This is a genomic window from Mumia sp. Pv4-285 (genome assembly GCF_041320275.1).
GTDB classification, from domain to species: Bacteria; Actinomycetota; Actinomycetes; order Propionibacteriales; family Nocardioidaceae; genus Mumia; species Mumia qirimensis.
In genome coordinates this window covers 1,579,581-1,605,371 of record NZ_CP162023.1, presented here as the reverse complement: position 1 = coordinate 1,605,371, position 25,791 = coordinate 1,579,581, and the positions used below count along the sequence as shown (strand labels likewise).

General features: G+C 71.0%; 23 protein-coding genes and 1 tRNA gene. 1 reads left to right on the top strand and 23 read right to left on the bottom strand.

Annotated features, from left to right (window positions below):
* Nucleotides 1-14: 14 nt before the first annotated feature.
* The 19 genes from AB3M34_RS07750 to AB3M34_RS07660 all read right to left on the bottom strand — a co-directional run bounded on the left by AB3M34_RS07750 (nt 15) and on the right by AB3M34_RS07660 (nt 18,445).
* Entirely contained in the window at nt 15-1,700 is a 1,686-nt protein-coding gene (locus AB3M34_RS07750) for a sulfatase-like hydrolase/transferase (RefSeq protein ID WP_370618749.1), read from the bottom strand.
* 154 nt (nt 1,701-1,854) lie between these two features.
* A tRNA-Ala gene (locus tag AB3M34_RS07745) sits at nt 1,855-1,927 on the bottom strand.
* Between the two features lie 41 nt (nt 1,928-1,968).
* Nucleotides 1,969-2,670 (bottom strand): histidine phosphatase family protein, encoded by a 702-nt coding sequence (locus tag AB3M34_RS07740; RefSeq protein WP_370618747.1) that lies wholly within the window; start codon nt 2,668-2,670, stop codon nt 1,969-1,971.
* A complete protein-coding gene (rsfS, locus tag AB3M34_RS07735; protein WP_370618745.1) occupies nt 2,667-3,125 on the bottom strand; it encodes a ribosome silencing factor in 459 nt (152 codons plus the stop codon). The genes AB3M34_RS07740 and rsfS overlap by 4 nt, the downstream gene beginning before the upstream one ends.
* A complete protein-coding gene (gene nadD, locus AB3M34_RS07730) occupies nt 3,122-3,793 on the bottom strand; it encodes a nicotinate-nucleotide adenylyltransferase (RefSeq protein WP_370618743.1) in 672 nt (223 codons plus the stop codon). The genes rsfS and nadD overlap by 4 nt, the downstream gene beginning before the upstream one ends.
* A complete protein-coding gene (locus tag AB3M34_RS07725; RefSeq protein ID WP_370618741.1) occupies nt 3,793-3,936 on the bottom strand; it encodes a hypothetical protein in 144 nt (47 codons plus the stop codon). The genes nadD and AB3M34_RS07725 overlap by 1 nt, the downstream gene beginning before the upstream one ends.
* Before the next feature lie 58 nt (nt 3,937-3,994).
* Nucleotides 3,995-5,254 (bottom strand): glutamate-5-semialdehyde dehydrogenase, encoded by a 1,260-nt coding sequence (locus AB3M34_RS07720; protein ID WP_370618739.1) that lies wholly within the window; start codon nt 5,252-5,254, stop codon nt 3,995-3,997.
* 18 nt (nt 5,255-5,272) lie between these two features.
* Nucleotides 5,273-5,632, bottom strand: coding sequence for a hypothetical protein (locus AB3M34_RS07715; protein ID WP_370618738.1), 360 nt, complete (start codon nt 5,630-5,632; stop codon nt 5,273-5,275).
* 99 nt (nt 5,633-5,731) lie between these two features.
* Nucleotides 5,732-6,820, bottom strand: a complete 1,089-nt coding sequence (gene proB, locus AB3M34_RS07710) for a glutamate 5-kinase (RefSeq protein ID WP_370618736.1) — start codon at nt 6,818-6,820, stop codon at nt 5,732-5,734.
* A gap of 10 nt (nt 6,821-6,830) precedes the next feature.
* Nucleotides 6,831-8,348, bottom strand: a complete 1,518-nt coding sequence (obgE, locus tag AB3M34_RS07705; protein WP_370618734.1) for a GTPase ObgE — start codon at nt 8,346-8,348, stop codon at nt 6,831-6,833.
* A gap of 187 nt (nt 8,349-8,535) precedes the next feature.
* Complete coding sequence (gene rpmA / locus AB3M34_RS07700; protein ID WP_149769249.1) at nt 8,536-8,790, bottom strand: 50S ribosomal protein L27; 255 nt, start codon at nt 8,788-8,790, stop codon at nt 8,536-8,538.
* A gap of 21 nt (nt 8,791-8,811) precedes the next feature.
* Nucleotides 8,812-9,123 carry a 50S ribosomal protein L21 gene (rplU, locus tag AB3M34_RS07695; RefSeq protein ID WP_370618733.1) on the bottom strand — a complete coding sequence of 104 codons (312 nt, stop codon included), beginning with the start codon at nt 9,121-9,123 and terminating at the stop codon, nt 8,812-8,814.
* A 140-nt stretch (nt 9,124-9,263) separates the two neighbouring features.
* Nucleotides 9,264-12,173, bottom strand: coding sequence for an Rne/Rng family ribonuclease (locus tag AB3M34_RS07690; protein WP_370618731.1), 2,910 nt, complete (start codon nt 12,171-12,173; stop codon nt 9,264-9,266).
* A gap of 194 nt (nt 12,174-12,367) precedes the next feature.
* On the bottom strand, nt 12,368-13,141 hold the full coding sequence (locus tag AB3M34_RS07685) for a TIGR03936 family radical SAM-associated protein (RefSeq protein WP_370618730.1): 774 nt from the start codon (nt 13,139-13,141) through the stop codon (nt 12,368-12,370).
* Nucleotides 13,142-13,175: 34 nt separating this feature from the next.
* Nucleotides 13,176-14,108, bottom strand: a complete 933-nt coding sequence (locus tag AB3M34_RS07680; protein ID WP_370618728.1) for an oligopeptide/dipeptide ABC transporter ATP-binding protein — start codon at nt 14,106-14,108, stop codon at nt 13,176-13,178.
* Nucleotides 14,105-15,109: an ABC transporter ATP-binding protein gene (locus AB3M34_RS07675; RefSeq protein ID WP_370618726.1), complete on the bottom strand. Its 1,005-nt coding sequence runs from the start codon at nt 15,107-15,109 to the stop codon at nt 14,105-14,107. The genes AB3M34_RS07680 and AB3M34_RS07675 overlap by 4 nt, the downstream gene beginning before the upstream one ends.
* Entirely contained in the window at nt 15,106-15,963 is an 858-nt protein-coding gene (locus AB3M34_RS07670) for an ABC transporter permease (RefSeq protein WP_370618724.1), read from the bottom strand. Before AB3M34_RS07670 ends, AB3M34_RS07675 begins: the two co-directional genes overlap by 4 nt.
* On the bottom strand, nt 15,960-16,958 hold the full coding sequence (locus AB3M34_RS07665) for an ABC transporter permease (protein ID WP_370619967.1): 999 nt from the start codon (nt 16,956-16,958) through the stop codon (nt 15,960-15,962). The genes AB3M34_RS07670 and AB3M34_RS07665 overlap by 4 nt, the downstream gene beginning before the upstream one ends.
* A 5-nt stretch (nt 16,959-16,963) precedes the next feature.
* Nucleotides 16,964-18,445 carry an ABC transporter substrate-binding protein gene (locus AB3M34_RS07660; RefSeq protein WP_370618723.1) on the bottom strand — a complete coding sequence of 494 codons (1,482 nt, stop codon included), beginning with the start codon at nt 18,443-18,445 and terminating at the stop codon, nt 16,964-16,966.
* 245 nt (nt 18,446-18,690) lie between these two features.
* Here AB3M34_RS07660 and AB3M34_RS07655 point away from each other — a divergent pair, with 245 nt between their 5' ends.
* Nucleotides 18,691-19,920 carry a CynX/NimT family MFS transporter gene (locus AB3M34_RS07655; RefSeq protein ID WP_370618721.1) on the top strand — a complete coding sequence of 410 codons (1,230 nt, stop codon included), beginning with the start codon at nt 18,691-18,693 and terminating at the stop codon, nt 19,918-19,920.
* Here AB3M34_RS07655 and AB3M34_RS07650 read toward each other — a convergent pair.
* The 4 genes from AB3M34_RS07650 to mrdA all read right to left on the bottom strand — a co-directional run bounded on the left by AB3M34_RS07650 (nt 19,865) and on the right by mrdA (nt 25,789).
* Nucleotides 19,865-20,329 carry a GNAT family N-acetyltransferase gene (locus tag AB3M34_RS07650; RefSeq protein WP_370618719.1) on the bottom strand — a complete coding sequence of 155 codons (465 nt, stop codon included), beginning with the start codon at nt 20,327-20,329 and terminating at the stop codon, nt 19,865-19,867. The genes AB3M34_RS07655 and AB3M34_RS07650 overlap by 56 nt on opposite strands.
* The gene (locus AB3M34_RS07645; protein WP_370618717.1) at nt 20,329-22,281 is read right to left on the bottom strand and encodes a TIGR03960 family B12-binding radical SAM protein; all 1,953 of its coding nucleotides are present in this window, start codon (nt 22,279-22,281) and stop codon (nt 20,329-20,331) included. The genes AB3M34_RS07650 and AB3M34_RS07645 overlap by 1 nt, the downstream gene beginning before the upstream one ends.
* Nucleotides 22,282-22,460: 179 nt before the next feature.
* Nucleotides 22,461-23,669, bottom strand: a complete 1,209-nt coding sequence (rodA, locus tag AB3M34_RS07640) for a rod shape-determining protein RodA (RefSeq protein WP_370618715.1) — start codon at nt 23,667-23,669, stop codon at nt 22,461-22,463.
* Nucleotides 23,666-25,789 carry a penicillin-binding protein 2 gene (gene mrdA / locus AB3M34_RS07635; RefSeq protein WP_370618713.1) on the bottom strand — a complete coding sequence of 708 codons (2,124 nt, stop codon included), beginning with the start codon at nt 25,787-25,789 and terminating at the stop codon, nt 23,666-23,668. The genes rodA and mrdA overlap by 4 nt, the downstream gene beginning before the upstream one ends.
* Between the last annotated feature and the right edge of the window lie 2 nt (nt 25,790-25,791).

The following is a 25,791-nucleotide window of genomic DNA, read 5'->3' as shown; positions in this document are numbered from 1 at the left end:
GCACGCCGGCCCCCTCAGCGCGTGAGAGCGCGACAGACGAGCGGTCGGCAGCCCTCGCCCGCCCCGAAGACGGCGATCCGCGCCGCGAGGTCACGCACCCACGGCTCGCGGTGGCGCTCTGCGTAGACGTTTCGCTTCTCGAACCCGTCCTCGTACGTGTAGAGCTCCCAGGCGTGGTCCGTGGTCGTCCAGTCGTTGTCGAGGTCGAACCGCACGAGCAGGCCGCGCTCGCTGCGCACCGCGACGTAGGAGGGGATGATGTCGATCGTCCCGCCCGAGCCCTCGTCGGTGTCGACCTCGCCCGGCTGGCTCTTCGCGTAGGTGTGCTCGAAGTAGGTGTAGCGCGCTCCCCGCGCCTTCGGCCTCGACAGCGTCCGCGCGAAGCTCGTGCCGTCGCGGTAGCTCGCCGGACGCAGACCTGCGAGCTCCTCGAAGGTCGGTGCCAGGTCGATGTTCGAGACCTGCTGGTCCCTCTCCCCTGGGACCACGTCCGGGCCCACGACGATCAGCGGGACCCGGGTGTCGGAGTCGTACGGCGTGCCCTTGCCGCCGTTGAGCTGGTGCTGGCCGAGGTGGAACCCGTTGTCGGCCGTCAGCACGACGTACGTGTTCTCGCCGACCGCCGCACGGATCTCGGCGAGCAGGCGGTCGATCGACTGCACCATGCGCGCCCGGTCGCGGTAGCGCTGGAGCGCTCCGGAGTCGGTCAGCGAGATCTCGTTGGTCCGCCAGGCCGGCGCCGGGGCGGTCGTGCCGTCCCGGCGCTGGTACGTCGGTGCGTTGTCCGCGCGGTCGTCGCCGTAGCCGGCGAGGTCGTCGAGCGTGAGCTCGGCGCAGCTCTTCGTACCGCAGTTGCCGTCCACGTCTCGGTCCTCGCCGGGCAGCGCGCGGTCCGCGAACGCCGGCGGGAACTGGTAGTCGTCCTCGTACGCCTTGTTGAGGCGGCTGTGTGGCCCGTAGGTCGCGACCTCGAGGAAGTACGGGGCTCCTCCGGCAGCGGACTCCGCCTCGTGCCGCCGGACGAAGTCGAGCGCCTTGTCGCCCGCGACCGTGGTCGCGTACTGCGCATCGCGTACGGCGATCGGCTTGGAGAGCGCGGGAGCGCCGTGGAAGGTCAGCGCGAGCTTGCCGTCCTCGCCGAGGTGGCCGCTGCGGTACTTCCAGCCGTTGTAGCCGCCGCCGAAGATCGGGTCGAACTCGGTCCACCCGGGAACCGGCTCGGGCGGGGTGAAGACGCCGTCGACACTGGTCGCCTCGTAGCCGTTGAGGAACTTGCCGGTGAATCCCGTCGTGTAGCCGCTCCGCTCGAGTGCGAGGTGGAAGGTCTTCTCGACGTTGCCGTACTTCTCGTACGCCTCCCACCCACCGATGGGGTTGTCCGGATCGTTCGGGGTGTTCGTGAGCACCCCGGTGTGGTGCGGCGCCTGGCCGGTGAACAGCGACGCCCGCGACGTGCAGCACAGGGAGTCGACCACGAACGCGTTGCGGTAGGTCGCGCCGTCGGCCGACATCTGCTGTGCGTTCGGCATGGTCGCCAGCAGCTCGAGCGAGAAGTCGTCCATCAGGAGCAGCACGACGTTGGGTCGTCGCTCGCCCGGGCCCGTCCGGTCAGCCCTGTCCTCGGCTACGGCTGCGCCGCCCGCGGAGAACAGCCCCGCCACCAGGACTGCGGCCAGCAGCCCTCCCCACCCTCGACGCATGCGCGCACTCCGTCCCCGTCGACCTCACCTGACCTCCCTAGGCAACACGGATGATGAATTCCCGGCAAGGGTTTCGATCAGCGTGGCGCGAGCCAGCGCAGGCGCTCAGAATGCACGAAGGCCGGACCCTGACGGGTCCGGCCTTCGGTGTCTGTGGAGCATAGGGGATTCGAACCCCTGACCTCTTCCATGCCATGGAAGCGCGCTACCAACTGCGCCAATGCCCCGCGCTGCGAGCGGTGAACCGCTCATCGAGCCGAGGTCGATCTTAGCGGGTCGCCCCTCGGGAACCGAAATCGGGGTCCCTCCGCTCATCCTCCTCGCCGTCGCCCGACGAGGCGGCGTCGTCGCTCATCTCCGGGACGGGCAGGTTGCCGGCATTCCACTCGGTGACCTGCCACCGCGAGAACCCCTCTTGGAGGACCGCCCAGCAGCTGTTGCTGAACCCGCCGAACGACCGCCAGTGCTCCTGCGGCAGTCCGATGAACGCGCAGATACCGACGCGGATGACGGCGCCGTGGGCCACGACGACCACCGTCTGGTCGCGCTCCATCGAAGCCGCGATGTCGCTGAGCGCCGCACTGAACCGCGCACCCGCCGCGGCATGCGTCTCGCCGCCGGGCGACACGATGTCCTCGCCCTTCTTGAACCGGGCTTCGAGCTCGGGGTAGCGCTCCCGGATCTCCTGGTGCGTCAGCCCCTCGCGCTCACCGAACGCCACCTCGCGCAGCCGCGGGTCGGTCTCGACGGGGAGGTCCACGATGCGCGAGAGCGCCGCCGCGGTCGCGGACGCACGCTGGAGGTCCGAGCTGACGATCCGCGCCGGCTCGAGCACCGCGAGTCGCGACGCGGACTCCGCCGCCTGCGCTCGACCGGTCGCGTTGAGGAGCGTGTCCGTCTGGCCCTGGAGGCGCCCGCCGATGTTCCAGTCGGTCTGACCGTGACGCCAGACGATGATCCGACGGCTCATGCGTCGGCGACGGGAGGCTGTCCGGCCAGCGGCACCGACTCGGGGTCCTCCAGGTCACGCGACGCGCGTGGAGCTGGGGCACGTCCTGCCGCCTCACCGATCTCGGGCAGCGGGACTGCGGGACAGTCGCCCCAAAGCCGCTCCAGCGCGTAGAACGAGCGGTCGTCGTCGTGCTGGACGTGGACGACGATCTCCGCGTAGTCGAGGAGGACCCAGCGGCCCTCCCGCTCTCCCTCGCGGCGGACGACCTTCGCGCCCACCTTGAGCAGCTGCTCCTGGACGGCGTCGACCACCGCACGCACCTGGCGGTCGTTGTTGGCCGAGGCGATCACGAAGACGTCGGTGATGACGAGCTGCTCGGAGACGTCGAACGCGAGGATGTTGTGCGCGAGCTTGTCCGCTGCGGCCGCGGCTGCGGCGTGCGTGAGCTCCAGCGCCCTCTGGGATGCGGTCACTGCGGTCCCCCCTTTGGGTGACGGTGTGGTCGGTGCGACGTCGCTGCGACGTCGGCGTAGAGGCGGTGCTTGGCGATGTACTGGACGACCCCGTCGGGTACGAGGTACCAGACGGGCTCGTGGTTGGCGACGCGCTCTCGGCAGTCGGTCGACGAGATCGCCAGTGCGGGGATCTCGACGATCGCGACCCGGTCGGACGGGAGGCCGTCGAGCGTGTGCGTGTCGATGTCGTGCCCGGGCCGCGTGCACCCGACGAACTCGGCGAGGTCGAACATCTCCTCGGCGTTGCGCCAGGTCAGGATCTGCGCGAGCGCGTCGGCGCCGGTGATGAAGTACAGGTCGACCTCTCCCCCGTAGTGGCGCTGCAGGTCGCGGAGCGTGTCGACGGTGTAGGTCGGGCCGTCGCGGTCGATGTCGACCCGGCTGACCCAGAAGCGCGGGTTGGAGGCAGTGGCGATGACCGTCATCAGGTAGCGGTCCTCGCCTGCCGAGACCTTGCGGTCCGCCTTCTGCCACGGCTCACCCGTGGGCACGAAGACAACCTCGTCCAGGTCGTACCAGGCCTGGACCTCCGACGCCGCGACGAGGTGACCGTGGTGGATGGGATCGAACGTCCCGCCCATCACCCCCACACGGGGGCGCCGGCCTACCTCGAGCGGCAGGCTCATCAGGAGTGCTCGCGCCCCTTGCCGAACGCGAAGAGGCCGAAGAGGAGGAGGACGAAGAGAAGGAGGACCGCGCCACCCACGACGTACGGGGACAGGGCTTCCTCGTGCTCGGCGCCCTGCGCCAGCAGATCGGTGAACGACATGAGGGTCAATCTACCGTCCGAGCCCGCCGCGGGTACGAACGACCCCGGTCCTGCGGCGTCAGCGGACGTGACCGTCGCCGGTGACGACGAACGTCGTCGTGGTCATCTCGGGCAGCCCCATCGGGCCGCGTGCGTGCAGCTTCTGGGTCGAGATGCCGATCTCTGCCCCCATCCCCATCTCGCCGCCGTCGGTGAACCGGGTCGACGCGTTGATCATGATCGCCGCCGCGTCCACCGCAGCGGTGAACCGCTGAGCGGTCGCCAGGGAGCCGGTCACGATCGCCTCGGTGTGTCCTGAGGAGTACGTCCGGATGTGCGCCACCGCGTCCTCGAACGAGTCGACGACCCGAGCCGCGATGTCCAGCGAGAGGTATTCCGTGGCGTAGTCGTCCTCCGTCGCGTCGACGACGGAAGCGTCGGTCGCCGCGAAGGACGCGTCACCGTGGATCGTCACGTCGCGCTCCAGCAGCGCCGCGACGACGCGCGGGAGGAACTCGTCGGCCACGGCCTTGTGGACGAGCAGCGACTCGGCGGCGTTGCAGACGCTCGTCCGCTGCGTCTTCGCGTTGACCACGATGTCGAGGGCCATGTCGAGATCGGCGTCGGCATCGACGTACACGTGGACGTTGCCGGTGCCGGTCTCGATCACGGGGACCTGGGCCTCGCGGACGACGGTCTGGATGAGTCCCGCTCCCCCGCGCGGGATCACGAGGTCGACGAGTCCCCGCGCCTTCAGCAGCGCCGTGGAGCTCGACCGGTCGGACGGGTCGATCGCCTGGATCGCATCCTCGGGGAGGCCCGCCGAGGCGACCGCCGCACGGAGGACCGCGGTGATCGCCTCGTTGGAGCGGGCTGCCGAACCGGATCCGCGCAGCAGGACCGCGTTGCCGGCCTTGAGGCAGATCGCCGCCGCGTCCGCCGTCACGTTGGGTCGCCCCTCGTAGATCATCCCGATCACGCCGATCGGCACCCGGACCTGCCGGAGCTGGAGTCCGTTGGCCAGCGTCGAGCCCCGGACGACCTCTCCGACGGGGTCGGCGAGTGCGACCACGTCGCGGGTGCCCTGAGCCATCGCGGCGACCCGGTCGGCATCGAGGCGCAGGCGGTCGATGATGTGCTCGCCGGTCCCCGACTCGCGCGCTGCAGTGACGTCGAGTGCGTTCGCGGCGACGATCTCGTCGGTGCGGGCGATCAGCGCATCGGCCATCGCCTCGAGGGCGGCGTCCTTCGTGGCACGTGGCACCGCTCGCAGGTCGAGCGCGGCAGCGCGGGCACGACGGGCAGACTCGTGGACGTGGGACTCGAGATCGTGGCTCACGTCACCAGGATAGTGAGGTCAGAAATGGACCGGCGTCGGCATGACCGACCCGACACCACGGCTCGCCATCGCGTCGTCGCGAGAACGCAGCTCGTACGTCGCCTGGTCGAGCACCTCGAGCCCGACCACGTCCCACGGCGGTAGGCCCGCGGAGTCACGGTGCTCCGACCAGACCCGCATCGCCATCGCGGCCGCGTCGAGCATCTCCGCCGCCTGCTCCCAGTAGCAGATCTCCGCGCGGTCGGAGGCGTAGCGCAGCGAGTGCAGGAATGCGTGCTCGTCGCGCAGGCGTAGCATCGCCGTCCGCACCACGTCGTCGTCGAACGGCGTGCCGGCCACGGTGAGTGCGACGTGCCACAGCTTGTCCTGCCCGGCCACGGGGCCTCCTTGTCGGTAACGTGTCAGCGGCAACCCTAATCGGGGTCGGCGCGTTCGGTGGTGGCTTTCGTACATTGACCGCGGACGGGCCGTCCAGGGTCAGTCGAGGAGCACCATGTCGTCGCGATGGACCAGCTCTCGCTCGTACTCGGGGCCCAGCTCGGCCGCCAGGTCGTGCGTGGACCGACCGATCATCTTGGGGAGCTCGGTGCTGTCGTAGTTCACCAGTCCGCGCGCGATCACGCCGCCCGCCTCGTCGACGAGATCGACCGGGTCGCCCGCCTCGTACGGACCGACGGTCGCGATGACGCCGGCCGGCAGCAGGGAGGCGCCGCGTTCGCGGATGGCGCGAACCGCTCCGGCGTCCAGGACGATGGCGCCCTTGCCCGTGGTCGCGTGTGCCAACCACAGGAGCCGCGTCGAGCGGCGAGGACCCGTGGGATGGAAGGTGGTGCCGACCTCGCGGCCCTCGAGCGCCGCGTTCACCTGCTCGGCGCTCGTCAGCAGCACGGGGATCCCTGCGCCCGTGGCGATCCGGGCGGCCTCGACCTTGGTCACCATGCCGCCCGTGCCCACCTTGGACGCGGAGGGCGTGGCGATGTCGAGCCCGTCGAGGTCGGCGTCGCCGTGGACGTGCCGGACCAGCCGGGTGCCGGGGACCGACGGGTTGCCGTCGTACAGGCCGTCGACGTCCGACAGCAGGACCAGCCGGTCGGCGTGGACGAGGTGGGCGACGAGAGCGGCCAGGCGGTCGTTGTCGCCGAAGCGGATCTCGCCGGTGGCCACGGTGTCGTTCTCGTTGACGATGGGCACGACGCCGAGGTCGAGCAGCCGCGCCAGGGTGCGGTAGGCGTTGCGGTAGTGAGTCCGCCGGACCACGTCGTCGACGGTGAGAAGGACCTGGCCGACCACGAGGTCGTGCCGGGCGAACCGCTCGGTGTAGCGCGCGACCAGGAGGCCCTGACCGACGCTGGCGGCGGCCTGCTGCGTGGCGAGGTCGCGGGGACGGCTCGCGAGCGACAGCGGTGCCAGCCCGGTCGCGATGGCTCCGGAGCTGACCAGCACGACCTCGTCGCCGCGCTCCCGCGAGCCCGCGAGGGCGTCCACGAGGCCGTGGAGGCGCGACAGGTCGAGACCCCCTCGGGTGGAGCTCAGCGACGACGAGCCCACCTTCACGACGATCCTCACCGGCGCATCCTCACTCGTCCTCGTCGTCGTCCTCGTCGGAGAGGATCTCGTCGGTCCACAGCGTGTCCGGCGTGACGCGGCCCGTGGTCCTGGCATCGCGTGCCGTGCGCTCGAACTCGCGCTTGGCGGCGAGGTCGTCACGGCGCTGCTTGTTGGTGCGGCGATGGTTCTCGATCAGTCGGTCGTCCTCGCCGCGGCGCGAACCGAGGAGCTCCGCGCCGGTCTGGACCTGCGGGTCGAAGTCGAAGACGACCGCGTCGTCGACGCTCCCGATCACGACGTCGTCGCCGGCCTGGGCACCCATCGCCGCCAGCTTGGACTCGACGCCGAGACGGTTCAGCCGGTCGGCGAGGAAGCCCACGGCCTCGTCGTTCGTGAAGTCGGTCTGGCGCACCCAGCGCTCGGGCTTCTCGCCCCGCACGATCCACTGCCCGCCGGACTGCGTGACCGTGAAGTCATCGCGTCCGTCGGCCGAGCGGGGGCGGAGGACGATCCGCGTCGCGGGCGCCGGAGCAGCGGTCTTGCGCGACGACGCGACGACCTCCGCCATCGCGTACGACAGCTCTTTGAGGCCCTCGTGGGACGCGGCCGAGATGTCGTACACCTCGAGGCCGCGCGCCTCGAGCTCACCGCGGACGAACTCGGCGATCGTCTTGGCGTCGGGGACGTCGATCTTGTTGAGGGCGACCAGGCGGGGCCGGTCCTCCAGCCCGCCGTACGCCGCGAGCTCGGTCTCGATCACGTCGAGGTCGGTCAGCGGGTCCCGGCCAGGCTCGATCGTCGCGCAGTCGATGACGTGGACGAGCGCGGCACAGCGCTCGACGTGCCTCAGGAAGTCGTGCCCGAGCCCACGGCCCTCGGCAGCACCCTCGATGAGGCCGGGCACGTCGGCGACCGTGTAGGTGGTGTCACCGGCGACGACGACCCCGAGGTTCGGGACGAGCGTCGTGAACGGGTAGTCCGCGATCTTGGGACGGGCACGCGACAGCGACGCGATCAGGCTCGACTTGCCCGCGCTGGGGAAGCCGACGAGACCGATGTCGGCGACCACCTTGAGCTCGAGCGTGATCGTGAGCTCGTCACCGGGCTCCCCCATGAGCGCGAACCCGGGGGCCTTGCGCTTGCTGGAGGCGAGGGCGGCGTTGCCGAGCCCGCCGCGGCCGCCCGATGCCACGACGAGCTCCGTGCCGGGACCGACGAGATCGGCCAGGACCTCGCCGTCGCTGCCGCGGACCACGGTGCCCTCGGGCACGGGGAGGACGAGGTCGTCACCTTGGGAGCCGCTGCGGTTGCCACCGCTGCCGTGGCCTCCCTTGCCGCCCCGCCGGTGCGGCTCGTGGTAGTAGCCGACCAGCGTCGTGACCTCGGGCGCGACGCGCAGGATCACGTCACCGCCACGGCCGCCGTTGCCGCCGTCCGGGCCGCCGAGCGGCTTGAACTTCTCGCGGTGGACCGAGGCGATGCCGTTGCCGCCGTCGCCACCCTTGACGTGCAGGGTCACCTTGTCGACGAACGTCGGGACTGCCATCCGCGCCACCTCCTCGTTGCTACGCCGCGCTCACCGCCGCAGGAGCGGTGTCGTACGACGCGCGCGGGCGGCGTCGTACGCGGTGCTGTGTCCGGGACCGGACGGCTCAGAGCCATCTTGTCCAGAACGGCGACGAGGGGCGAGTCCGCCACTGCGGACCCGCCCCTCGTCGTCGAAGTCCGTCAGATCACTCCGCCGGGACGATGTTGACGACGCGACGCCCACGACGCGTGCCGAACTCGACCGCACCTGCGGAGAGCGCGAACAGCGTGTCGTCGCCACCACGGCCGACGTTGGTGCCCGGGTGGAAGTGCGTGCCGCGCTGGCGGACGATGATCTCGCCGGCGCTGACCTGCTGGCCGCCGAAGCGCTTCACGCCGAGGCGCTGAGAGTTGGAGTCACGGCCGTTCTTGGTAGAAGCGGCGCCCTTCTTGTGTGCCATGTGCTCAAGCCTACTTTCGCGTCACTTCGAGATGCCGGTGATCTTGACCTGGGTGTAGTGCTGGCGATGACCCTGGCGCTTCTTGTAACCGGTCTTGTTCTTGTACTTCTGGATGATGATCTTCGGGCCCTTGGTGGCGCCGACGACCTCGGCCGTCACCGACACCTTGGCGAGGGAGTCGGCGTCCGAGGTCACCGCGTCGCCGTCGACGAGCAGCACCGCGGGCAGCTCGACGGACTCGCCGACCGTGGTCTTCTTGACCTTGTCGATCTCGATGACGTCGCCGACCGCGACCTTCTGCTGCTGGCCGCCACTGCGCACGATCGCGTACACCGCCGACTCACATCCTCACTCGTTGCTGCTCCACTGTCGGAGCTGGGCTGTCCAAAACTTTGGGGTTGGTGCATCACCGGGCGCAGGCCACGGTTCGGGCACACAGACCGGCACGCACACAGGCGCGCCGACTCACTAGTCTACGGAGTCTCCCCGTCACCGGTCAAAACGGGGTCGGGGTCTCCGGCTCCCAGCGTACCGGGCGCCTCCACAGAGCCTTCGGCCGACGGCAACTCTTCGTTCGAGCCCGTGGCTGACGCCTGCGACGCGGAGCCGCTGCGGCGTCGACGCCGCTTGCGCGGCCCTGTCGACTCCGACGCCGACTCGGTCGACTCCGCAGCCTCGGAACCGTCCGGGACCTCCATGACGGCCTCGGGCGCGATGACAGCGGCCGGGGCGTCGGTGGGTGCAGGACCCTTGGCGTCGTCCTGGGGCGAGCTGTCGTCCTGGGGCGAGCTGCCGCGCTGGGACTTGCCCGAGCGCTGACCCTCTCCGGACTTCTGACCGTCGCCGCCGCGGCCGCCACGGCCGCCACGTCCACGGCGGTTCTCCTCAGCGACCTTCTTCGGCTCGACCGGGTGGTCGTGCAGGATCAGCCCGCGACCCGAGCAGTGCTCGCACGGCTCGCTGAACGCTTCCAGCAGCCCTGTGCCGATCCGCTTGCGCGTCATCTGCACGAGCCCGAGCGACGTGACCTCTGCCACCTGGTGACGCGTACGGTCGCGGCCGAGGCACTCGACCATGCGACGCAGCACGAGGTCGCGATTGCTCTCGAGCACCATGTCGATGAAGTCGACGACAATGATGCCGCCGATGTCGCGCAGGCGGAGCTGGCGGACGATCTCCTCGGCCGCCTCCAGGTTGTTCTTGGTGACCGTCTCCTCGAGGTTGCCGCCCGACCCCGTGAACTTGCCGGTGTTGACGTCGACGACGGTCATCGCCTCGGTGCGGTCGATGATCAGCGAGCCACCCGACGGGAGCCAGACCTTGCGGTCGAGCGCCTTGGCGATCTGCTCGTCGATGCGGTGGGCGGAGAAGACGTCGCCGGAGGCGGAGCCGTTCCAGAGCTCGACCCGATCCTTGAGGTCCGGTGCCACGTGGCTGACGTAGCCCTCGATCATGTCCGCAGCGTCGCTGCCCTCGACGACCAGGCGCGAGAAGTCCTCGTTGAAGAGGTCGCGGACGACCTTGATCGTCAGGTCCGGCTCGCCGTACAGCAGCTGGGGAGCGTTGCCGCTGGAGGTGGACTTCTTCTCGATGTCCTTCCAGCGGGCATCGAGCGCCTCGACGTCGCGGGTCAGCTGGTCTTCGGTCGCACCCTCGGCTGCGGTCCGGATGATGACGCCCGCGTCCTCGGGGAGGATGCCCTTCAGCAGGGACTTCAAGCGGTTGCGCTCGGTGTCGGGAAGCTTGCGGGAGATGCCGCTGGTCTGGCCGCCCGGGACGTAGACGAGGAAGCGGCCAGGAAGGCTCACCTGGCTCGTCAGGCGTGCGCCCTTGTGCCCGATCGGGTCCTTCGTCACCTGGACGAGGACGGCCTGACCGGACTTCAGGACCTCTTCGATCTTGCGTGGCTTGCCGTCGCCGAGCTTGCTCCAGTCGACCTCGCCGGCGTACAGGACGGCGTTGCGCCCCTTGCCGATGTCGACGAAGGCCGCCTCCATCGAGGGAAGCACGTTCTGGACGCGACCCAGGTAGACGTTGCCGATCATCGACGACTGGGACTCGCGTGCGACGTAGTGCTCGACCAGGACATCGTCCTCCAGCACCGCGATCTGCGTCAGGTCGTCGCGCTGGCGGATGACCATCTCACGCTTGACTGCCTCGCGACGGGCCAGGAACTCGGCCTCGGAGACGATCGGGGTACGGCGCCGGCCGGCCTCGCGACCCTCGCGGCGGCGCTGCTTCTTGGCCTCGAGACGCGTCGAGCCGGCGACGCTGGTGATCTCGTCCTCCGCGCTGCGGCGCTCGCGGACCCGTACGACGGTGTTCTCGGGGTCGTCGGCAGCGGTGTCGCTGTCCTCGCCACGCCGACGACGGCGGCGCCGGCGGCGGCTCGATCCGCTGGTCGACTCGTCGCCGGAGTCCGTGGAGTCGTCGTCCGCCGTGTCGTCGTCGACGCTCTCGGCGTCCGCGGTCTCGGAGCGCGGGGACTCGTCCTCGTCGTCGGGCTCGGCGTCGGGGTCGAGGTTCTCGGCGTCACCGCTCCCGGGACGGCGACGGCGTCGGCCTCCGCGGCGGCGGCGCCGGCGCGCTGGCATGCCGTCGTCGGCATCGTCGGACCCGTTGTCGTCCGACTCGGCGTCGACGTCGACGTCCGCGTCGGTGTCAGGCTCGTCATCAGCGCCCCGGCGAGACCGCGGCGTGCGGACCTCTTCGGGCGGACGATCGGTCTCGTCGCGCTCCTCGTCGTCGGCACGACGGCGACGACGAGGCGCAGCCGTCGGCTCCGGCGCCTGGAAGAGAGGTGCGACGAAAGGCGAGCGAGCGACGGTCGACTTCGCTTCGGGGACGGAGGTCTCCTCGGCGTCGTCATCCTCGGCGTCGTCATCGAGATCCTCGAGAGCCGGCTCGGCCGTCACGTCAGCCAGGTCGGTCTCCACCAGTTCGTCCTCGACGAGCTCGTCCTCGTCGGCGGCAGGCTCCTCGATCGCGACGACATCCTTCGCGGCAGGCGCCGGCGCAGCCGGTCCGGCGGACCGCGACGCGGTCTTGCGGGTCCGGGTGGACCGAGTGACCGTCGGCGCGGCCACCTCGGGTGTCGAAGCAGCCGGTGCCTCAGCAGCCGGCGCCTCCGCGGCGGGAGTCTCGACCGCGGGAGCGTCGGACGGGCCGGCGGTCGGCTCGGCCGGAGCGGCGGCCTTGCGCTTGCGCGTCGCCTTGACGGGCTTCGCCGGCGCGCTCGCCTCGGAGAAGACCGCCGTCGCGGGCGGTGGGCCTGCGGGCCGCGACGCCGTACGACGTCGACGGGTCACGGCGACTGCGGGATCGTTGCCCCCCGAGTCGGCGTCGTCGGAGGCCGGGGTGGGCGGGTTCTGTTCGTCGAGCATGGTGCTCCTTCGGCCCCGCGGGCAGCCGTGCTGCGCGCGAGGCGGTGTCGTCGCCGCGTGCAACGGGGTCGCACTGCGGACGCAAGCCTGCGGTCGGCCCGGGATCCCGGGCTACGGCGACGCTCTCCATTGTCTGTCGGCCTGTCACGGGCGTCCCGTCCGCCGCCGCGGTCGCCGCCGCAGGCATCGTGTGCCTACGACGCGTCGCGGTCGGGCGCGAACGGATCGCCGACCGTGCCTGACTGCGCATCAAGGGGACCCTGCGCACGACGGGTGGCCACGGGGACCGCCGACGGCGCGAGACCCGCGATGGCGCGGAGCCCGGCGAGAACATCGTCGGGTCGCACGGACGGGGTGCCGTGTCGTACGACCAGGTCCAGTATCGCACACCCGTCCTGAGAGTCAGGGGACCTCCGGACCTCGAGTCGTACGACGGCGGCGCGGCTGTCGAAGGTGCGCAGGCCCTTCTTGGTCATCCGCTCGACCAGGACCTCGGGCGCGGCGAGGAACGCGTCGACGGCCGCGGCGGCCTCGTCCGGCGACACGCCCGGCAGCTCGAGGCTCCACGAACTGGCCTCGAGGCGGTCCGCGAGCGAGCCGCTGCCCTCCCTGACGGCGACCACCTCGATGACGTCGATCCCTGGCGGCAGGGCCGTGTCGAGGGCTTCGGCGACCTCGCCCGGCTCGAGTCGGCGGACCAGTCCGATCTCGAGGTACTCGGCCTCGCTGGCGGCACCTGTCGGCGATGCGCCGGCGTACGAGATCTTGGGGTGCGGCGTGAAACCGGACGAGTGGGCGATCGGCACCCCGGCGCGGCGCACGGCGCGCTCGAAGGCACGACCGAAGTCACGGTGGCTGGTGAAGCGCAGGCGTCCCCGCTTCGCGTACCGGATCCGCAGCTTCTGGACGGTCGGGAGCTGCGGGTTCGGGGCCTCGGGATTGGCCGGGGTGCGGTCGGGGCTGGTCACCCTGCGAGCGTATCCGAGCGCCTCGGCGCGACGATCACGACGCGTGGTGGCAGCGCACGGCCACTCCGCCCAGGTCACGACGTGGGGGTACGACCTCGTGGCACGTCTGGGTCGCGACCGTGCACCGCGACGCGAACGCACAGCCCGCGTGGCGCTCGGTCGGACTGGCGGGGTCGCCGACGACGCGCGGACCGTCGACGCGCTCTCCCGGCGCGAAGGCCGGGACCGAGGCGATCAGCATCTGCGTGTAGGGGTGGCGCGGCCGCGTGACGACCTCGGCCGCCGTCCCTTCCTCGACGATCCGACCGAGGTACATCACGCCGATGCGGTCGGCGACGCTGCTGACGACGGCCAGGTCGTGCGCGATGAGGAGATAGGCGAGCCCGTGGGCTGCCTGCAGGTCGGCGAGCAGGTTGAGGACCTGAGCCTGGACCGAGACGTCGAGCGACGCGACCGGCTCGTCGAGGACCAGCAGCTTCGGCTCCAGCGCGAGCGCCCGTGCGATCACGACCCGTTGGCGCTGACCGCCGCTCAGCTCACGCGGGTAGCGCCGGCCCATGGACCGGTCGAGCCCCACGTCGTCGAGAAGGTCGGCGACCGACCGGGCACCGGCGCGTCGGCGGATCCGCAGCGGCTCGCTCACGGCCTCCTCCACGGTGAGGCGTGGGGACAGGGCAGCAGCGGGGTCCTGGAACACGAACTGGGTGTGGTCGCGCTGTGCGCGCACGGCCGACCTGCGCTCGCGCGACACCGGCTGGCCGGACCAGCTGACCTGGCCCTCGTCGGGCGTGACGAGCATCGCCGCCATCCGCGCGAGGGTGGACTTGCCGCAACCGCTCTCGCCGACGAGCGCGTACGTCTCCCCCGCGGCGATCTGAAGGCTCACGTCGTCGACGGCAGTGAGCCGGGACCCGCCGGCGATGTCGTAACCCTTCGAGAGGGACTCCAGGGCGATGACGGGACTCATGCGGCACCCTCCTCTGCCGTCGGCGCGTTGCCGCCGGACTCGCTGTCGCTCGGGTGCCAGCAGCGCGACCAGCCGTCGCTGCCGGTACGGACCGGTGGCGCCTCGGCGCACGCCTCGCTCGCCGCGTCGCACCGCGGGGCGAACGCGCAGCCCGTCGGCCACGCCCCCGGAAGCGGGGGACGGCCGACCATCGCGCCGAGTCGGCGTCGGCCGGGCGCGAGGACGGGCCGGCTCGCGAGCAGTCCACGGGTGTAGGGGTGCTGCGGGTCCCCGAACACCACGGACACCGGCCCTTCCTCGACGATCTGCCCCGCGTACATCACGGCCACCCGGTCGGCCACCTCGGCCACGAGACCCAGGTCGTGCGTCACGATCAGCGCCGAGCGTGCCTCGTCCCGCGTGGCCGACCTGATCACGTCGAGGACCTGTGCCTGCACCGTCACGTCGAGCGCGGTCGTCGGCTCGTCGGCGACGAGCAGGGCGGGGTCGTTCGCGAGCGCCATGGCGATCGCCACGCGCTGCCGCAGGCCGCCGGACAGCTCGTGCGGGTAGGCCCGTGCGCGCTCCTCCGGGGCCGGGACGCCGACCTTGGCGAGCAGCTCGACGACGCGCGCCCGGTGCGATCTGCGACGCCCGCCGCGGTGGAGCGCGATCGCCTCGGCGATCTGGTCGCCGATGCGTTGGAGCGGGTTCAAGGAGCTCAGCGGATCCTGGAAGACCGTGCCGACCACGCCACCGCGCACCCGCATCATCGTGGCTTCGTCGGCGCCCACGAGCTCCGTGCCCTGGGCACGGACGGAGCCGCGCGTGATCCGGACGCCGCGCCCGGCCAGCCCGAGGGAGGCCATGCAGGTCACCGTCTTGCCGGAGCCCGACTCGCCCACGAGTCCGACGACCGTCGCCGCATCGACGGTCAGGCTCACCCCACGGACGAGCACGAGCGGGTCCGCCGGATCACCGGCCTCGATCCACAGGTCGTCGATCTCCAGCGCCGCGGTCACGGGACCACCTCCTTGTCGATGACGCCGACGCCGGTCTGCCACCTGCTGCGCAGCGCGTTGCCGAGCGCGTTCGCGCACATCACGGTGAGGACGATCATCAACGCGGGCCAGGCGACGATCCACCACGCCGTCTCGAGGTAGGGGGTGCCGTCGGCGATGATGTTGCCCCACGACGCCGTCGGGGGCTTCACGCCCAGTCCGAGGAACGACAGCGCACCCTCGATGACCACCAGCGCACCGACGGTGAACGACCAGACCACGAGGTTCGCCGGGAGCACCTGCGGCAGGACGTGCCGGCGTACGAGGTAGAGGTCGGACGCACCGGCGCCCGCAGCGGCGACGACGTAGTCCTCGCTGCGCACGCGCAGCGCGATCGTGCGGGTGACACGGGTCGGCAGGACCCACCCGCCGAGGGTGAGGAGCACGATCAGGACCGGGATGTCGGAACCCACGACGGCGACCGCCGCCAGCGCGATCACGAGGAACGGGAAGGCCAGCCAGATGTCGGCCGCTGCCATGATCACGCGGTCGACCCACCCGCCCCAGTAGCCGGCGACGAGTCCGAGGACCAGACCGATCAGCACGGCACCGGTGGCGGCGCCGAAGCCGACCTCGAGCGAGACCTGGCCGCCCTCGAGCGTCCGGGTGAGCATGTCGCGTCCGAACCCGTCGGTGCCGAGCGGGCGGCCCTCGATCGCTCCGGGGAGCCAGGCCGGCGGCGCCAGCCGTGACCCCAGGGCCTGCTGGCCGCCCTCCGGTCCGAGGAGGCTCGGGCCCGCGAAGCACGCGAGGACCATGAGGAGGAGGACGCCGAGCGGTGCCCACAGACGCAGGTCGAAGCCGCGGCGCCTCACGCGCGGGCCCTCGCCAGCCGCGGGTCGAGCGCACGGAGCAGTCCGTCACCGACGACGTTGACCAGCACCACGAACACTCCGATCACGAAGACGGTCGCCTGGACCACCGGGTAGTCGCGCGCGAAGATCGCGTCGACGAGCTCCTTGCCGATGCCGTCGTAGGCGAAGAGGACCTCGACGACGACCGCCCCGGAGATCAGGTACGAGACTTCGACGACGAGCGCGGCCGCGACAGCCGGGAACGAGTTCGGCAGCGCGTGACGCCACAGGATCCGGCGGGGCGACGCGCCCTTGGCTGCCGCCGTACGGAGGAAGTCCTGGTCCTGCACCTGCTCGAGCTCCGCGGCGACCATCCGGGCGGTGCGCGCCACGGCGAACGCGGCCAGCGCGAGAGTCGGCATGACCAGGGTCGCCGGCGTCCCGCTGCCGAACGACGGCAGCCAGCCGAGGCGTACGGCGAAGAGGTAGATCAGGAGGATGCCGAGGACGAACGTCGGGACCGCCTGCGCGAGCGTCATCGACGAGCCGACGACCGCACGCGTCACGCGGCCGCCACGGTCGAGCAGCACGCCGCACGGGATGCCGATCGCGACCGACAGGACCATCGTCGTGGCCAGCAGGACGAGTGTCGCTGGCAGGGCGCCGAGCGCCGTGCCGAGCGCAGACTCCCCCGAGAAGACGGACGTGCCGAAGTCGAGGCGTACGACGTCGCCGAGGAATGCGGCGTACTGGACGAGCAGCGGCCGGTCCAGGCCGAGACCCGAACGCACCGCGGCCAGCTGGTCCGGCGTCGCCGACGGACCAGCGAGGACACCGGCCGGGTCGCCGCTGAGCCGGACCAGGAAGAACAGCAGCGTCAGAAGACCGAGCAGCGTGAGCAGCAGTCGAGCGGTCAGGACCCCCAGCCGGCGGGCACGACGTCGACCCTGTGTCCGCTCCGCCGGGGGCGGGGCGGTGGCGCCGGTCTCGACCGACGCCACCACTCCGTCACCCATGTCGATCACTCACTGACGGTGATCGCCTCGGCTCGCACCAGGCTGTCACCCGACAGCGGCAGGTCCGAGATCCGCGGCGAGACGGTGTAGAGGTTGTCGGTCCACGCGAGGAACAGGACGCCGGCCTCGTCGTTGAGGATCTTCGCCATCTTCTTGATGTCGGCCTCTCGCTTGGGCTCGTCGAGCTCGCCGGACTGGGTGGCGTACAGGTCCTGGTACTCGTTGGCCGGGATGTGCGCCTGCTGGCCGGGAGCGGTCGGACCGAAACGGCTGACCGACGTGATGTCGCGCAGGTCGTAGTAGTCGGTCTGCCAGTAGAGCAGCGGGTACTCGGACTTCATGAGGAGCGTCGGGATGAAGGCCGACAGGTCCTGCACGACGACCTCGCTCTTGAAGCCGACCGCGTTGAGGTAGCCGGCAACGGCCTCGGCCTGCGACTTGAAGAGCGCCGTGGTCGCGATCGGGAGCTCGAGCCCCTCGACCCCGGCCTCGGCGACGAGCGACTTCGCCTTGTCGAGGTCGAACTCGTACGACGGAAGGGTCTCGTCGTAGCCGAGGTAGCCCTCTTGGAGGAGCTGGCTGCCGTTGGGCGTGCCGAACCCTCCGAGCACCGCGTCGACGAACTCCTGGCGGTTGACGGCGAGGTTGATCGCCTCACGGACGCGCACGTCCTCGAGGGCGGGCTCGACGTCGGCGATGAGGCTCGTGATCGCCGACGACCCGGCCGGCTCGTGCACCGTGGTGAAGCCGCTGCCGTCGAGCTGCGTCGCGACGTCGGCGGGGAGGCCGAACGCCACGTCGACCTCACCCGTGCGCAGGGCACTGGAGAGCGTCGCAGGGTTGGGGATGGCCTGGATCGTCAGGTCCTTGACCGAGTCGGTCGCACGCCACGAGTCGTCGTTGCGGGTGAGCTCGATCTTGGTGCCCGCCTCGTATCCGGTGACCTCGAAGGGTCCCGTGCCGGCGGGGCGGTCGGCGTCGAAGGTCGCCGGGTCCACGATGTCGAGCAGCGTCATGCGGTTGAGCAGGATCGCGTCCGGTGTGGACGTGACGACGCGGACGACCTCGGGCGACACCGCGGTCGCTTCCTTCACGGTGGCGATGCGGCCGGCCACGGTGGCGTACGCGGGGTCTCCGGAGAGGACCCGCTCGACGTTCGCGACCACGGCGGCGGCGTCCAGCGCGGCGCCGCTGGAGAAGGTGACGTCCTTGCGCAGCGTGAAGTCGACCGTCGTGTCGTCGACGCGGTTCCACTCGGTGGCGAGGGCGGCGGTGATGTCACCCGCCTCGTCGAAGCTGACCAGCTGGTCGAACACCTGCTTCGTGTAGGTGCGACCGACCGACGACAGCGCGGCCGCCGGGTCGAGGCTGTTGCTGATCGCCGTGCTGCCGAGCGTCACCTTGGCGTCGTCCACGGTCTCGCCCTCGGCCTCGTCGCCGTTGCCGCCGCACGCGGTCAGCGCCAGCGCCAGCACGGCGATCCCCACGGCCCCCGCGCGTGCGCTGCGCCGTGCCCTGCCCTTCGAACTCGAGGGAGTCCAGCTCGAGAATGCCCGCATGCGGCTACCACCGATCCGTCCTGAGCCGTGGTGACCCACAAGGTCACCACCGCTAATCTATACGATATACGAACGCTAGCGAGCGCAGCGACGGACGGTCAATACCTCACCCGCGGAAAGAGCCGGCGTGACCCAACTGTGTCCTTCGGAGCACGTCGTGACAGATTGGCTCGGTGACGCAGCCCTCCCTCGAGTCCGCCGGGAAGCGCGCGTTCGTCCTCGTCTGCATCGTGCTTCTCGCCCTGAACCTCCGGGCGTCGGTCGGCAGCGTCGGCGTCGTGCTCACCGACATCATCGACGACCTCGGCATGTCCCCCACCACGGCGGGCATCCTGACGACGCTCCCCGTGGTCGCGTTCGCCGTCGTCGGATCGCTCGCCAACGCCGTCGTCCGCGCGATCGGGCTCCACACGACGGCGACCGTCGCGCTCGCGACGATCGCGGTGGGACTCGCCTCACGCGCCTTCGTCGACAGCAGCACCGTATTCCTCGTCGCCTCCGCGGTGTCCCTCGCCGGCTGCGCGGTCGGCAACGTCATCCTGCCGCCGCTCGTGAAGCTCCATTTCCCCGACCGCATCGCCCTCGTCTCCTCGATCGCGAGCGCCGCGGTCGTCGGCGGGGCGACGCTCTCCGCCGCGCTGACCGTGCCCATCTCGGAGGCTGCCGGCGACAACTGGCGCTGGGGACTCTTCGCGTGGTCGATCCTCGCCGCGGTGACGGTGCTGCCCTGGCTGCGGCTCCTCGGGCACGACGTCCGGTCGACCGACGGCGACACCCGGATCGCCATCGGCGAGCTCGTCCGGGCACCTCTCGCTTGGGCAATGGCCCTGTGCTTCGGCTGCCAGGCCGCCCAGGCGTACGCCCAGTTCGGCTGGTTCCCCGCGATCCTGGAGGACGCCGGCCTCGACGACGCCCACGCCGGAGCGATGCTCGCGATCCTCACCGGCATCGGCATCCCGGCGGCCCTCCTGCTGCCGGCGCTGATCGGCTGGACCGGCCGTCGGCCGTGGATCCTCCCGTGGTCCTTCGCCGTCCTCACCGTCGTGGGGTGGCTCGGGCTGCTCTGGTGGCCCGCGGAGGCACCGTGGGCCTGGGCGCTGCTCCTGGGCGTCGGCAGCACGGCCTTCCCATGGGTGCTGACGATGATCGCCAAGCGCGCGCGGACCCATGAAGGCACCGTCGCGCTGTCCGCGTTCGTGCAGGGGATCGGCTACGTGATCGCCGCACTCGGACCGTTCGGGACGGGCGTCCTGCACGATGCGACCGGAGGATGGGCCGCACCTGCCGCCATGCTCATGGCGCTCGCGGTGCTCCTCGGCATCTTCGGGACGTACGTCGCACGACCGATCATGCTCGAGGACCAGCTGCCCGGAGGCGGAGCAGCAGGTCGTGGTCCCCGGTGAACCCGCCCCGCTCGTAGAACGGGACCGACCGGGCCGTCGGGCTGAGGACGAGGCGGACCAGGCCGGCCTCGTCCGCGTACGACGTCAGCGCCGCCATGAGCATGCTCCCGACGCCGGCGTCCCGGTGCTCAGGCACCACGTAGGTGTTGGCGACGTATCCCCACCGGCTCGGCGCGGCCCCCGGCCTGGGCATCCGCTCGAACTCCGCAACGTTGACCATGCCGACCGGCGCGCCCGCGTCGGTCTCGGCGACCCAGGCGAGCCGCTGCGCCGACTCACGAGCGAACCAGGCCGAGAACCGGTCGTCGAACGTCGGGTCGTCGACCGGGCCGCGCAGCTCCTCGGTCCATCGCGCGCGCAGCGCGGCCAGCACCAATGCGTCCGCTGCGCCGGCAGCACGGACAAGCATCAGACGACGCTGAGCGGCAGCAGCGTCTTGCCCGTCGGGCCGATCTGGATCTCGGTGTCCATCTGGGGGCACACGCCGCAGTCGAAGCACGGGGTCCAGCGGCAGTCCTCGACCTCGATCGCGCCGTCGGGATCGATGGCGTCCTGCCAGTCCTCCCAGAGCCAGTCGCGGTCCAGGCCGGAGTCCAGGTGGTCCCACGGGAGCACCTCGGCGTACTCGCGCTCGCGGGTCGTGTACCAGTCGAGGTCGACGGGCTCGTCCGCGAGCGCCTCGGCGGTGCTGCGCTCCCAGCGCTCGTACGAGAAGTGCTCGCTCCAGCCGTCGAAGCGGCCCCCGTCGCGCCACACCGCCTCGATCACACGGCCGACCCGACGGTCGCCGCGCGAGAGGAGGCCTTCGATCGTGCCTGGCTTGCCGTCGTGGTAGCGGAAACCGATCGCGCGACCGAAACGCTTGTCGGACTGCACCGAGGAACGCAGCTTGCGCAGCCGGTCGTCGGTGGTCTCGTGGTCGAGCTGAGCAGCCCACTGGAACGGCGTGTGCGGCTTCGGCACGAAACCGCCGATAGACACCGTGCAGCGGATGTCCTTGCGGCCCGACACCTCGCGCCCGGTCTCGATGACCTTCTTGGCGAGCTCACCGATCTGGAGGACGTCCTCGTCGGTCTCGGTCGGCAGGCCGCACATGAAGTAGAGCTTCACCTGACGCCAGCCGTGGGAGTACGCGGCGGCGACCGTACGGATCAGGTCCTCCTCGGTGACCATCTTGTTGATCACCTTGCGGAGACGCTCGGAGCCGCCCTCGGGCGCGAACGTGAGGCCCGACCGGCGCCCGTTGCGACTGAACTCGTTGGCCAGCGTGATGTTGAAGGCGTCCACCCGGGTGCTCGGCAGCGACAACGACGTGTTGGTGCCCTCGTAGCGGTCGCCGAGCTGCTTGGCGACCTCGCCGATCTCGGTGTGGTCGGCGCTGCTCAGCGACAGGAGCCCGACCTCCTCGAAGCCCGACTTCTTGAGGCCGTTGTCGACCATCTGGCCGATCGTCTCCAGGCTCCGCTCGCGCACCGGGCGCGTGATCATGCCGGCCTGGCAGAAGCGGCAGCCACGTGTGCAGCCGCGGAAGATCTCGACCGAGTAGCGCTCGTGCACGGTCTCGGCGAGCGGGACGAGCGGGTTCTTGGGGTACGGCCACTGGTCGAGGTCCATCAGCGTGTGCTTGGTGACCCGCCACGGGACGCCGGGACGGTTCGGCGCGACGCGCTGGATGCGGCCGTCGGGGAGGTAGGTCACGTCGTAGAACTTCGGGACGTAGACGCTGCCCGACGCCGCGAGGCGCATCAGCACCTCGTCGCGGCCGCCGGGGCGCCCCTCGGCCTTCCACTCGCGGACGACCTCGCTGATCTTGAGGACGATCTCCTCGCCGTCGCCGAGCACCGCCGCATCGACGAAGTCCGCGACCGGCTCGGGGTTGAACGCCGCGTGGCCGCCGGCGAGGACGATCGGGTCGTCGTCGGTGCGGTCTGCGGCGTGCAGCGGGATGCCCGCGAGGTCGAGCGCGGTGAGCAGGTTGGTGTAGCCGAGCTCGGTGGAGAACGACACACCGAACAGGTCGAACGCGCGCACGGGACGGTGCGTGTCGACGGTGAACTGCGGGATGCCGTGCTCGCGCATCGCGGCTTCCATGTCGGGGAACACGGCGTACGTGCGCTCGGCGAGCAGCCAATCGCGCTCGTTGAGGACCTCGTACAGGATCTGGACGCCCTGGTTGGGGAGTCCCACCTCGTACGCGTCCGGATACATCAGGGCCCATCGCACGTCGACGCCGTCCCAGTCCTTGACGACCGAGTTCAGCTCACCGCCGACGTACTGGATCGGCTTGCTGATGGTCGGGAGGATCGGCTCGAGCCGGTCGAAGACCGACACGACGCTGGTGTCGAGGTGCTGCACGGACATGCTCACCAGAGTAACGAGCGGGCCCTCAGGCACCGAATCGCTCGCTTGCCCCGGGGTCGGGGGGTCGGTCTCGATCGCTTCGCGCCTCGACCAGCGGGGGTTGGGGCCGTCCTCGACCAGCGGGAGGTGGGGTCCTCGACCAGCGGGAGGTGGGGTCCTCGACCAGCGGGGGGCGGCGGTCAGCGGGAGCGGGTGACCCGGGAGCGGGCGACCACGGCCGGCGGGGTGCTGCGGCGGCTGATCGCGACGAGCAGGCCGACCGCCATCGCCGACGCGAACAACGCCGTACCGCCGTACGACACGAACGGCAGAGGGACGCCGGTCACCGGCATGATCCCCAGCGACATCCCGACGTTCTGGAACGCCTGGAAGCCGAACCAGCAGGCGATCCCCGACGCCGCGAGGCGGTCGAAGAGGTCCTCCGTACGCCGCGCGATCCGCAGGCACCGCCACACGAGCACGCCCAGCAGCGCCACGACCAGCCCCGCGCCGAGCAGCCCGAGCTCCTCCCCCGCGACCGTGAACACGAAGTCGGTGTGCTGCTCGGGCACGAAACCGGCCTGCGTCTGCGTCCCGTGGAACAGGCCCTGGCCGAGGACTCCGCCGTTGCCGATCGCGATCCGCGCCTGCACGGTGTTGTAGCCGGCGCCCCGCGGGTCCAGGTCGGGATCGGTGAAGGCCTCGAAGCGCAGGACCTGGTACTCCTCGATCAGCCCGACCGCCACCGCGCCCACGACGACCGCGACCCCGGCGGCGACCAGCCCGACCAGCCACAGCAACCGGACACCCGCGACCGCGAGGACCCCGAGCACGATCGCGACCATCACCATCAAGGTGCCGAGGTCGGGCTGGGCGAGGATCAGCGCCGCCGGCACGGCCGCGCAGCCGAGGGCCAGCAGGACGTCGGACGACCGGACCGTACGCCGCATCGCGCCCTCGGTCCGCTCGGCGAAGAGCAGCGCCATCACCAGCACGACGCCGAGCTTCGCGAGCTCGGCCGGCTGGAGCGACAGACCGCCCACCTGCAGCCACGAGCGCGAGCCGTTGACGACGGACCCGATCCCGGGCACGAAGACGAGCGCGAGACCCACCACCGCACCGCCGTAGACCACCGGCGCCCACAGCCGGATCCACCGACGGTCCGTGCACGCCATCACGGCACCGAGCCCGACGGCGATCACGACGTTGGTGGCCTGCTTGACGAGGTACGCGGTGGGGTCGCCGCCGGTCAGGTCGTCGCGCGACGCCGTCGCGGACCAGACCAGCAGCATCCCGATCACCGCGAGGCCGAGCGCGGACCCGACCAGCGGAAGGTCGACGTCACCCCACCAGGGCCGCACAGCGCTGCCGGGCCGCACCGGCGGGCGTACGGTGCCGCGGCTGCTCATCGTCCGTCCTCGTCACGCTTGCGTGCCGCCTCCGGCGCGAGGATCTTGCCGTCGTCGGCGACGCGCGGGAGTGCCTTCGGCGGCCGTGCGCCCGGCATCAGGGCCCTGTCCCGGTCGACCGTGTCGCCCTTCACTCCGTACAGGCCCTCCCAGATCGCCCGCACCGCCTCGCCGGACGAGCCGGAGCCGGTGCCGCCCTGCTCCATCATCATCACGACGACGTAGTTCTCGTCGTACGAGGCGACCCAGCCGGTGGTCTGGCGTCCGGTCACCTCCGCCGTGCCGGTCTTCGAGCGGATCTTCACCTTGTCGAGCGGGAAGCCGCCCATCTTCCAGGCCATCGTGCCGGTCCTCGTCGTGTCGAGGAGCGCATCGTCGATGTAGCGCAGGTGCTTCTTCGTCACCGGGACCCGCCCGCTCTTCTTCGGCGCGATCTTGCGCACCACCGAGCCGTCGGCCGCGAGGACCGCCTTGGCGACGCGCGGCTCGTACAAGGTCCCGCCGTTGGCGAGCGCGCCGTACGCGGTCGCGAGCTGCAGCGGCGACACCAGCGTCTCGCCCTGGCCGATCGAGAAGTTCACGGCGTCGCCGGCCCGGTAGACGTAGCCGTCCGCGCAGAACTCGCGCGCGAACAGCCGCAGGTAGGCGCTCTCGACCTTCTCCGGACGCTTCGCGATCTTGCAGTAGCGGTCCTTGTTGGCCTCCCAGTAGTCCCGTCGCCACGGGCGGTCGCCGATCCGGCCGGCAGCCTCCCCCGGGATGTCGATGCCCGTCCGGGAGCCGAACCCGAACGCGCGCGCCATCTCCACCAGCGGGTCGTGGACCCCTTCGTCGGCGTCGCTGCCGCCCTGGGCCATCCATGCGGAGTAGGCGATGCGGTAGAAGAACGTGTCGCAGGAGACGGCGAGAGCCTGGTCGAAGCCGATCGACCCGTACGAGGCAGACTCGTAGTTCTTGAACCAGCGGTTGCCGACCTGCAGCCCTGAGGAGCAGTCGAGCCGGTCTCCGGTCTCCCACCGGTCCTCCAGCGCACCGGCGGCGACGAACGGCTTCCACGTCGAGCCCGGTGCGAGCTGCGCCTGGCTGAACCGCGACAGCAGCGGCGTGCCGGAGTCGTCGGCGTACAGCGCCTCGAGCTGTCGGTCGGTGATGCCGTCGACCCAGACCTCCGGGTCGTACGACGGATAGCTGGCGGCGGCGATCACCCGGCCGTTGTCCGGGTCGAGGACGACGGCCGCGCCGGCGGATGCCTCGTAGTCGCGGCCGGTCACGTCGTCGTGGGTCGTGCGCGCCTTCTTGATCGCCTTCTCGAGCTGCGTCTCGGTCAGCGCCTGCACCCGCGCGTCGATGCTGGTGACGAGCGTGCCGCCGGCCTCGGGCTCCACGGCGGCGCCTTCCGCGATCACGCGGCCGCGGGAGTCCACGGACTTGCCGGTCGTGCCGGGTACGCCGCGAAGGTCGTCGTCGTAGCTGCGCTCGACGCCGGCGCGTCCGACGACCGAGGCGGCGTTGAGGGTGGGGTCGTCGGCCTCGCGCGCCGCGTCGTACTCGTCGGCGGTGATCGGGCTGACGTAGCCGAGCAGCTGCGCGGCGTTGACGCCCTCGGGACGCGGGTACGCCCGCACCGAGCGCTGCTCGGCGGCGACCGCGGGGAACTCCTCGGCGCGTTCCGACAGCGAGAGCGCCACGTCGCGCGGCACGTCCTGGGCGACCGGGACGGGTTCGTACGGCGAGCCGTTCCAGCACGATGGCGGTTCAGGTGCACCCTCCTCGCCGCACAGCTTGATCCGGTCGAGCAGGGCGTCGTACCTGAGGTCGACGAGCCCGGCGAGGCGTTTGAGCACGTCGGCCTGCTCCGCGGCGTCGAGACGGGTCAGCCGCGACCGGTCGACGGTCACGACCCACGTCACGCGGTTCGCGGCGAGCGGCCGGCCCATCGCGTCGACGACGAGCCCGCGCTGCGGCTGGACGACGACCTGACGGTTGGCGTTGTTCTCGGCCTGGGCCTGGTACGCGTCACCGCCGACGACCTGGACGTACCAGAGGCGAGCGAGGAGGGTGACGAACAGGGCGACGACGAGCACCTGCACGACGACGAGCCGACCCGTGCTGCGACGCATCG

Bases quoted from the DNA above. Each gene is read 5' to 3' on its own strand.
- AB3M34_RS07750 (WP_370618749.1), bottom strand. From the start codon at position 1,700: ATGCGTCGAGGGTGGGGAGGGCTGCTGGCCGCAGTCCTGGTGGCGGGG.
- AB3M34_RS07740 (WP_370618747.1), bottom strand. From the start codon at position 2,670: ATGAGCCGTCGGATCATCGTCTGGCGTCACGGTCAGACCGACTGGAAC.
- nadD (WP_370618743.1), bottom strand. From the start codon at position 3,793: ATGAGCCTGCCGCTCGAGGTAGGCCGGCGCCCCCGTGTGGGGGTGATG.
- AB3M34_RS07725 (WP_370618741.1), bottom strand. From the start codon at position 3,936: ATGTCGTTCACCGATCTGCTGGCGCAGGGCGCCGAGCACGAGGAAGCC.
- obgE (WP_370618734.1), bottom strand. From the start codon at position 8,348: ATGGCAGTCCCGACGTTCGTCGACAAGGTGACCCTGCACGTCAAGGGT.
- rpmA (WP_149769249.1), bottom strand. From the start codon at position 8,790: ATGGCACACAAGAAGGGCGCCGCTTCTACCAAGAACGGCCGTGACTCC.
- AB3M34_RS07690 (WP_370618731.1), bottom strand. From the start codon at position 12,173: ATGCTCGACGAACAGAACCCGCCCACCCCGGCCTCCGACGACGCCGAC.
- AB3M34_RS07680 (WP_370618728.1), bottom strand. From the start codon at position 14,108: ATGAGTCCCGTCATCGCCCTGGAGTCCCTCTCGAAGGGTTACGACATC.
- AB3M34_RS07665 (WP_370619967.1), bottom strand. From the start codon at position 16,958: ATGGGTGACGGAGTGGTGGCGTCGGTCGAGACCGGCGCCACCGCCCCG.
- AB3M34_RS07650 (WP_370618719.1), bottom strand. From the start codon at position 20,329: ATGCTTGTCCGTGCTGCCGGCGCAGCGGACGCATTGGTGCTGGCCGCG.
- AB3M34_RS07645 (WP_370618717.1), bottom strand. From the start codon at position 22,281: ATGTCCGTGCAGCACCTCGACACCAGCGTCGTGTCGGTCTTCGACCGG.
- rodA (WP_370618715.1), bottom strand. From the start codon at position 23,669: ATGAGCAGCCGCGGCACCGTACGCCCGCCGGTGCGGCCCGGCAGCGCT.
- mrdA (WP_370618713.1), bottom strand. From the start codon at position 25,789: ATGCGTCGCAGCACGGGTCGGCTCGTCGTCGTGCAGGTGCTCGTCGTC.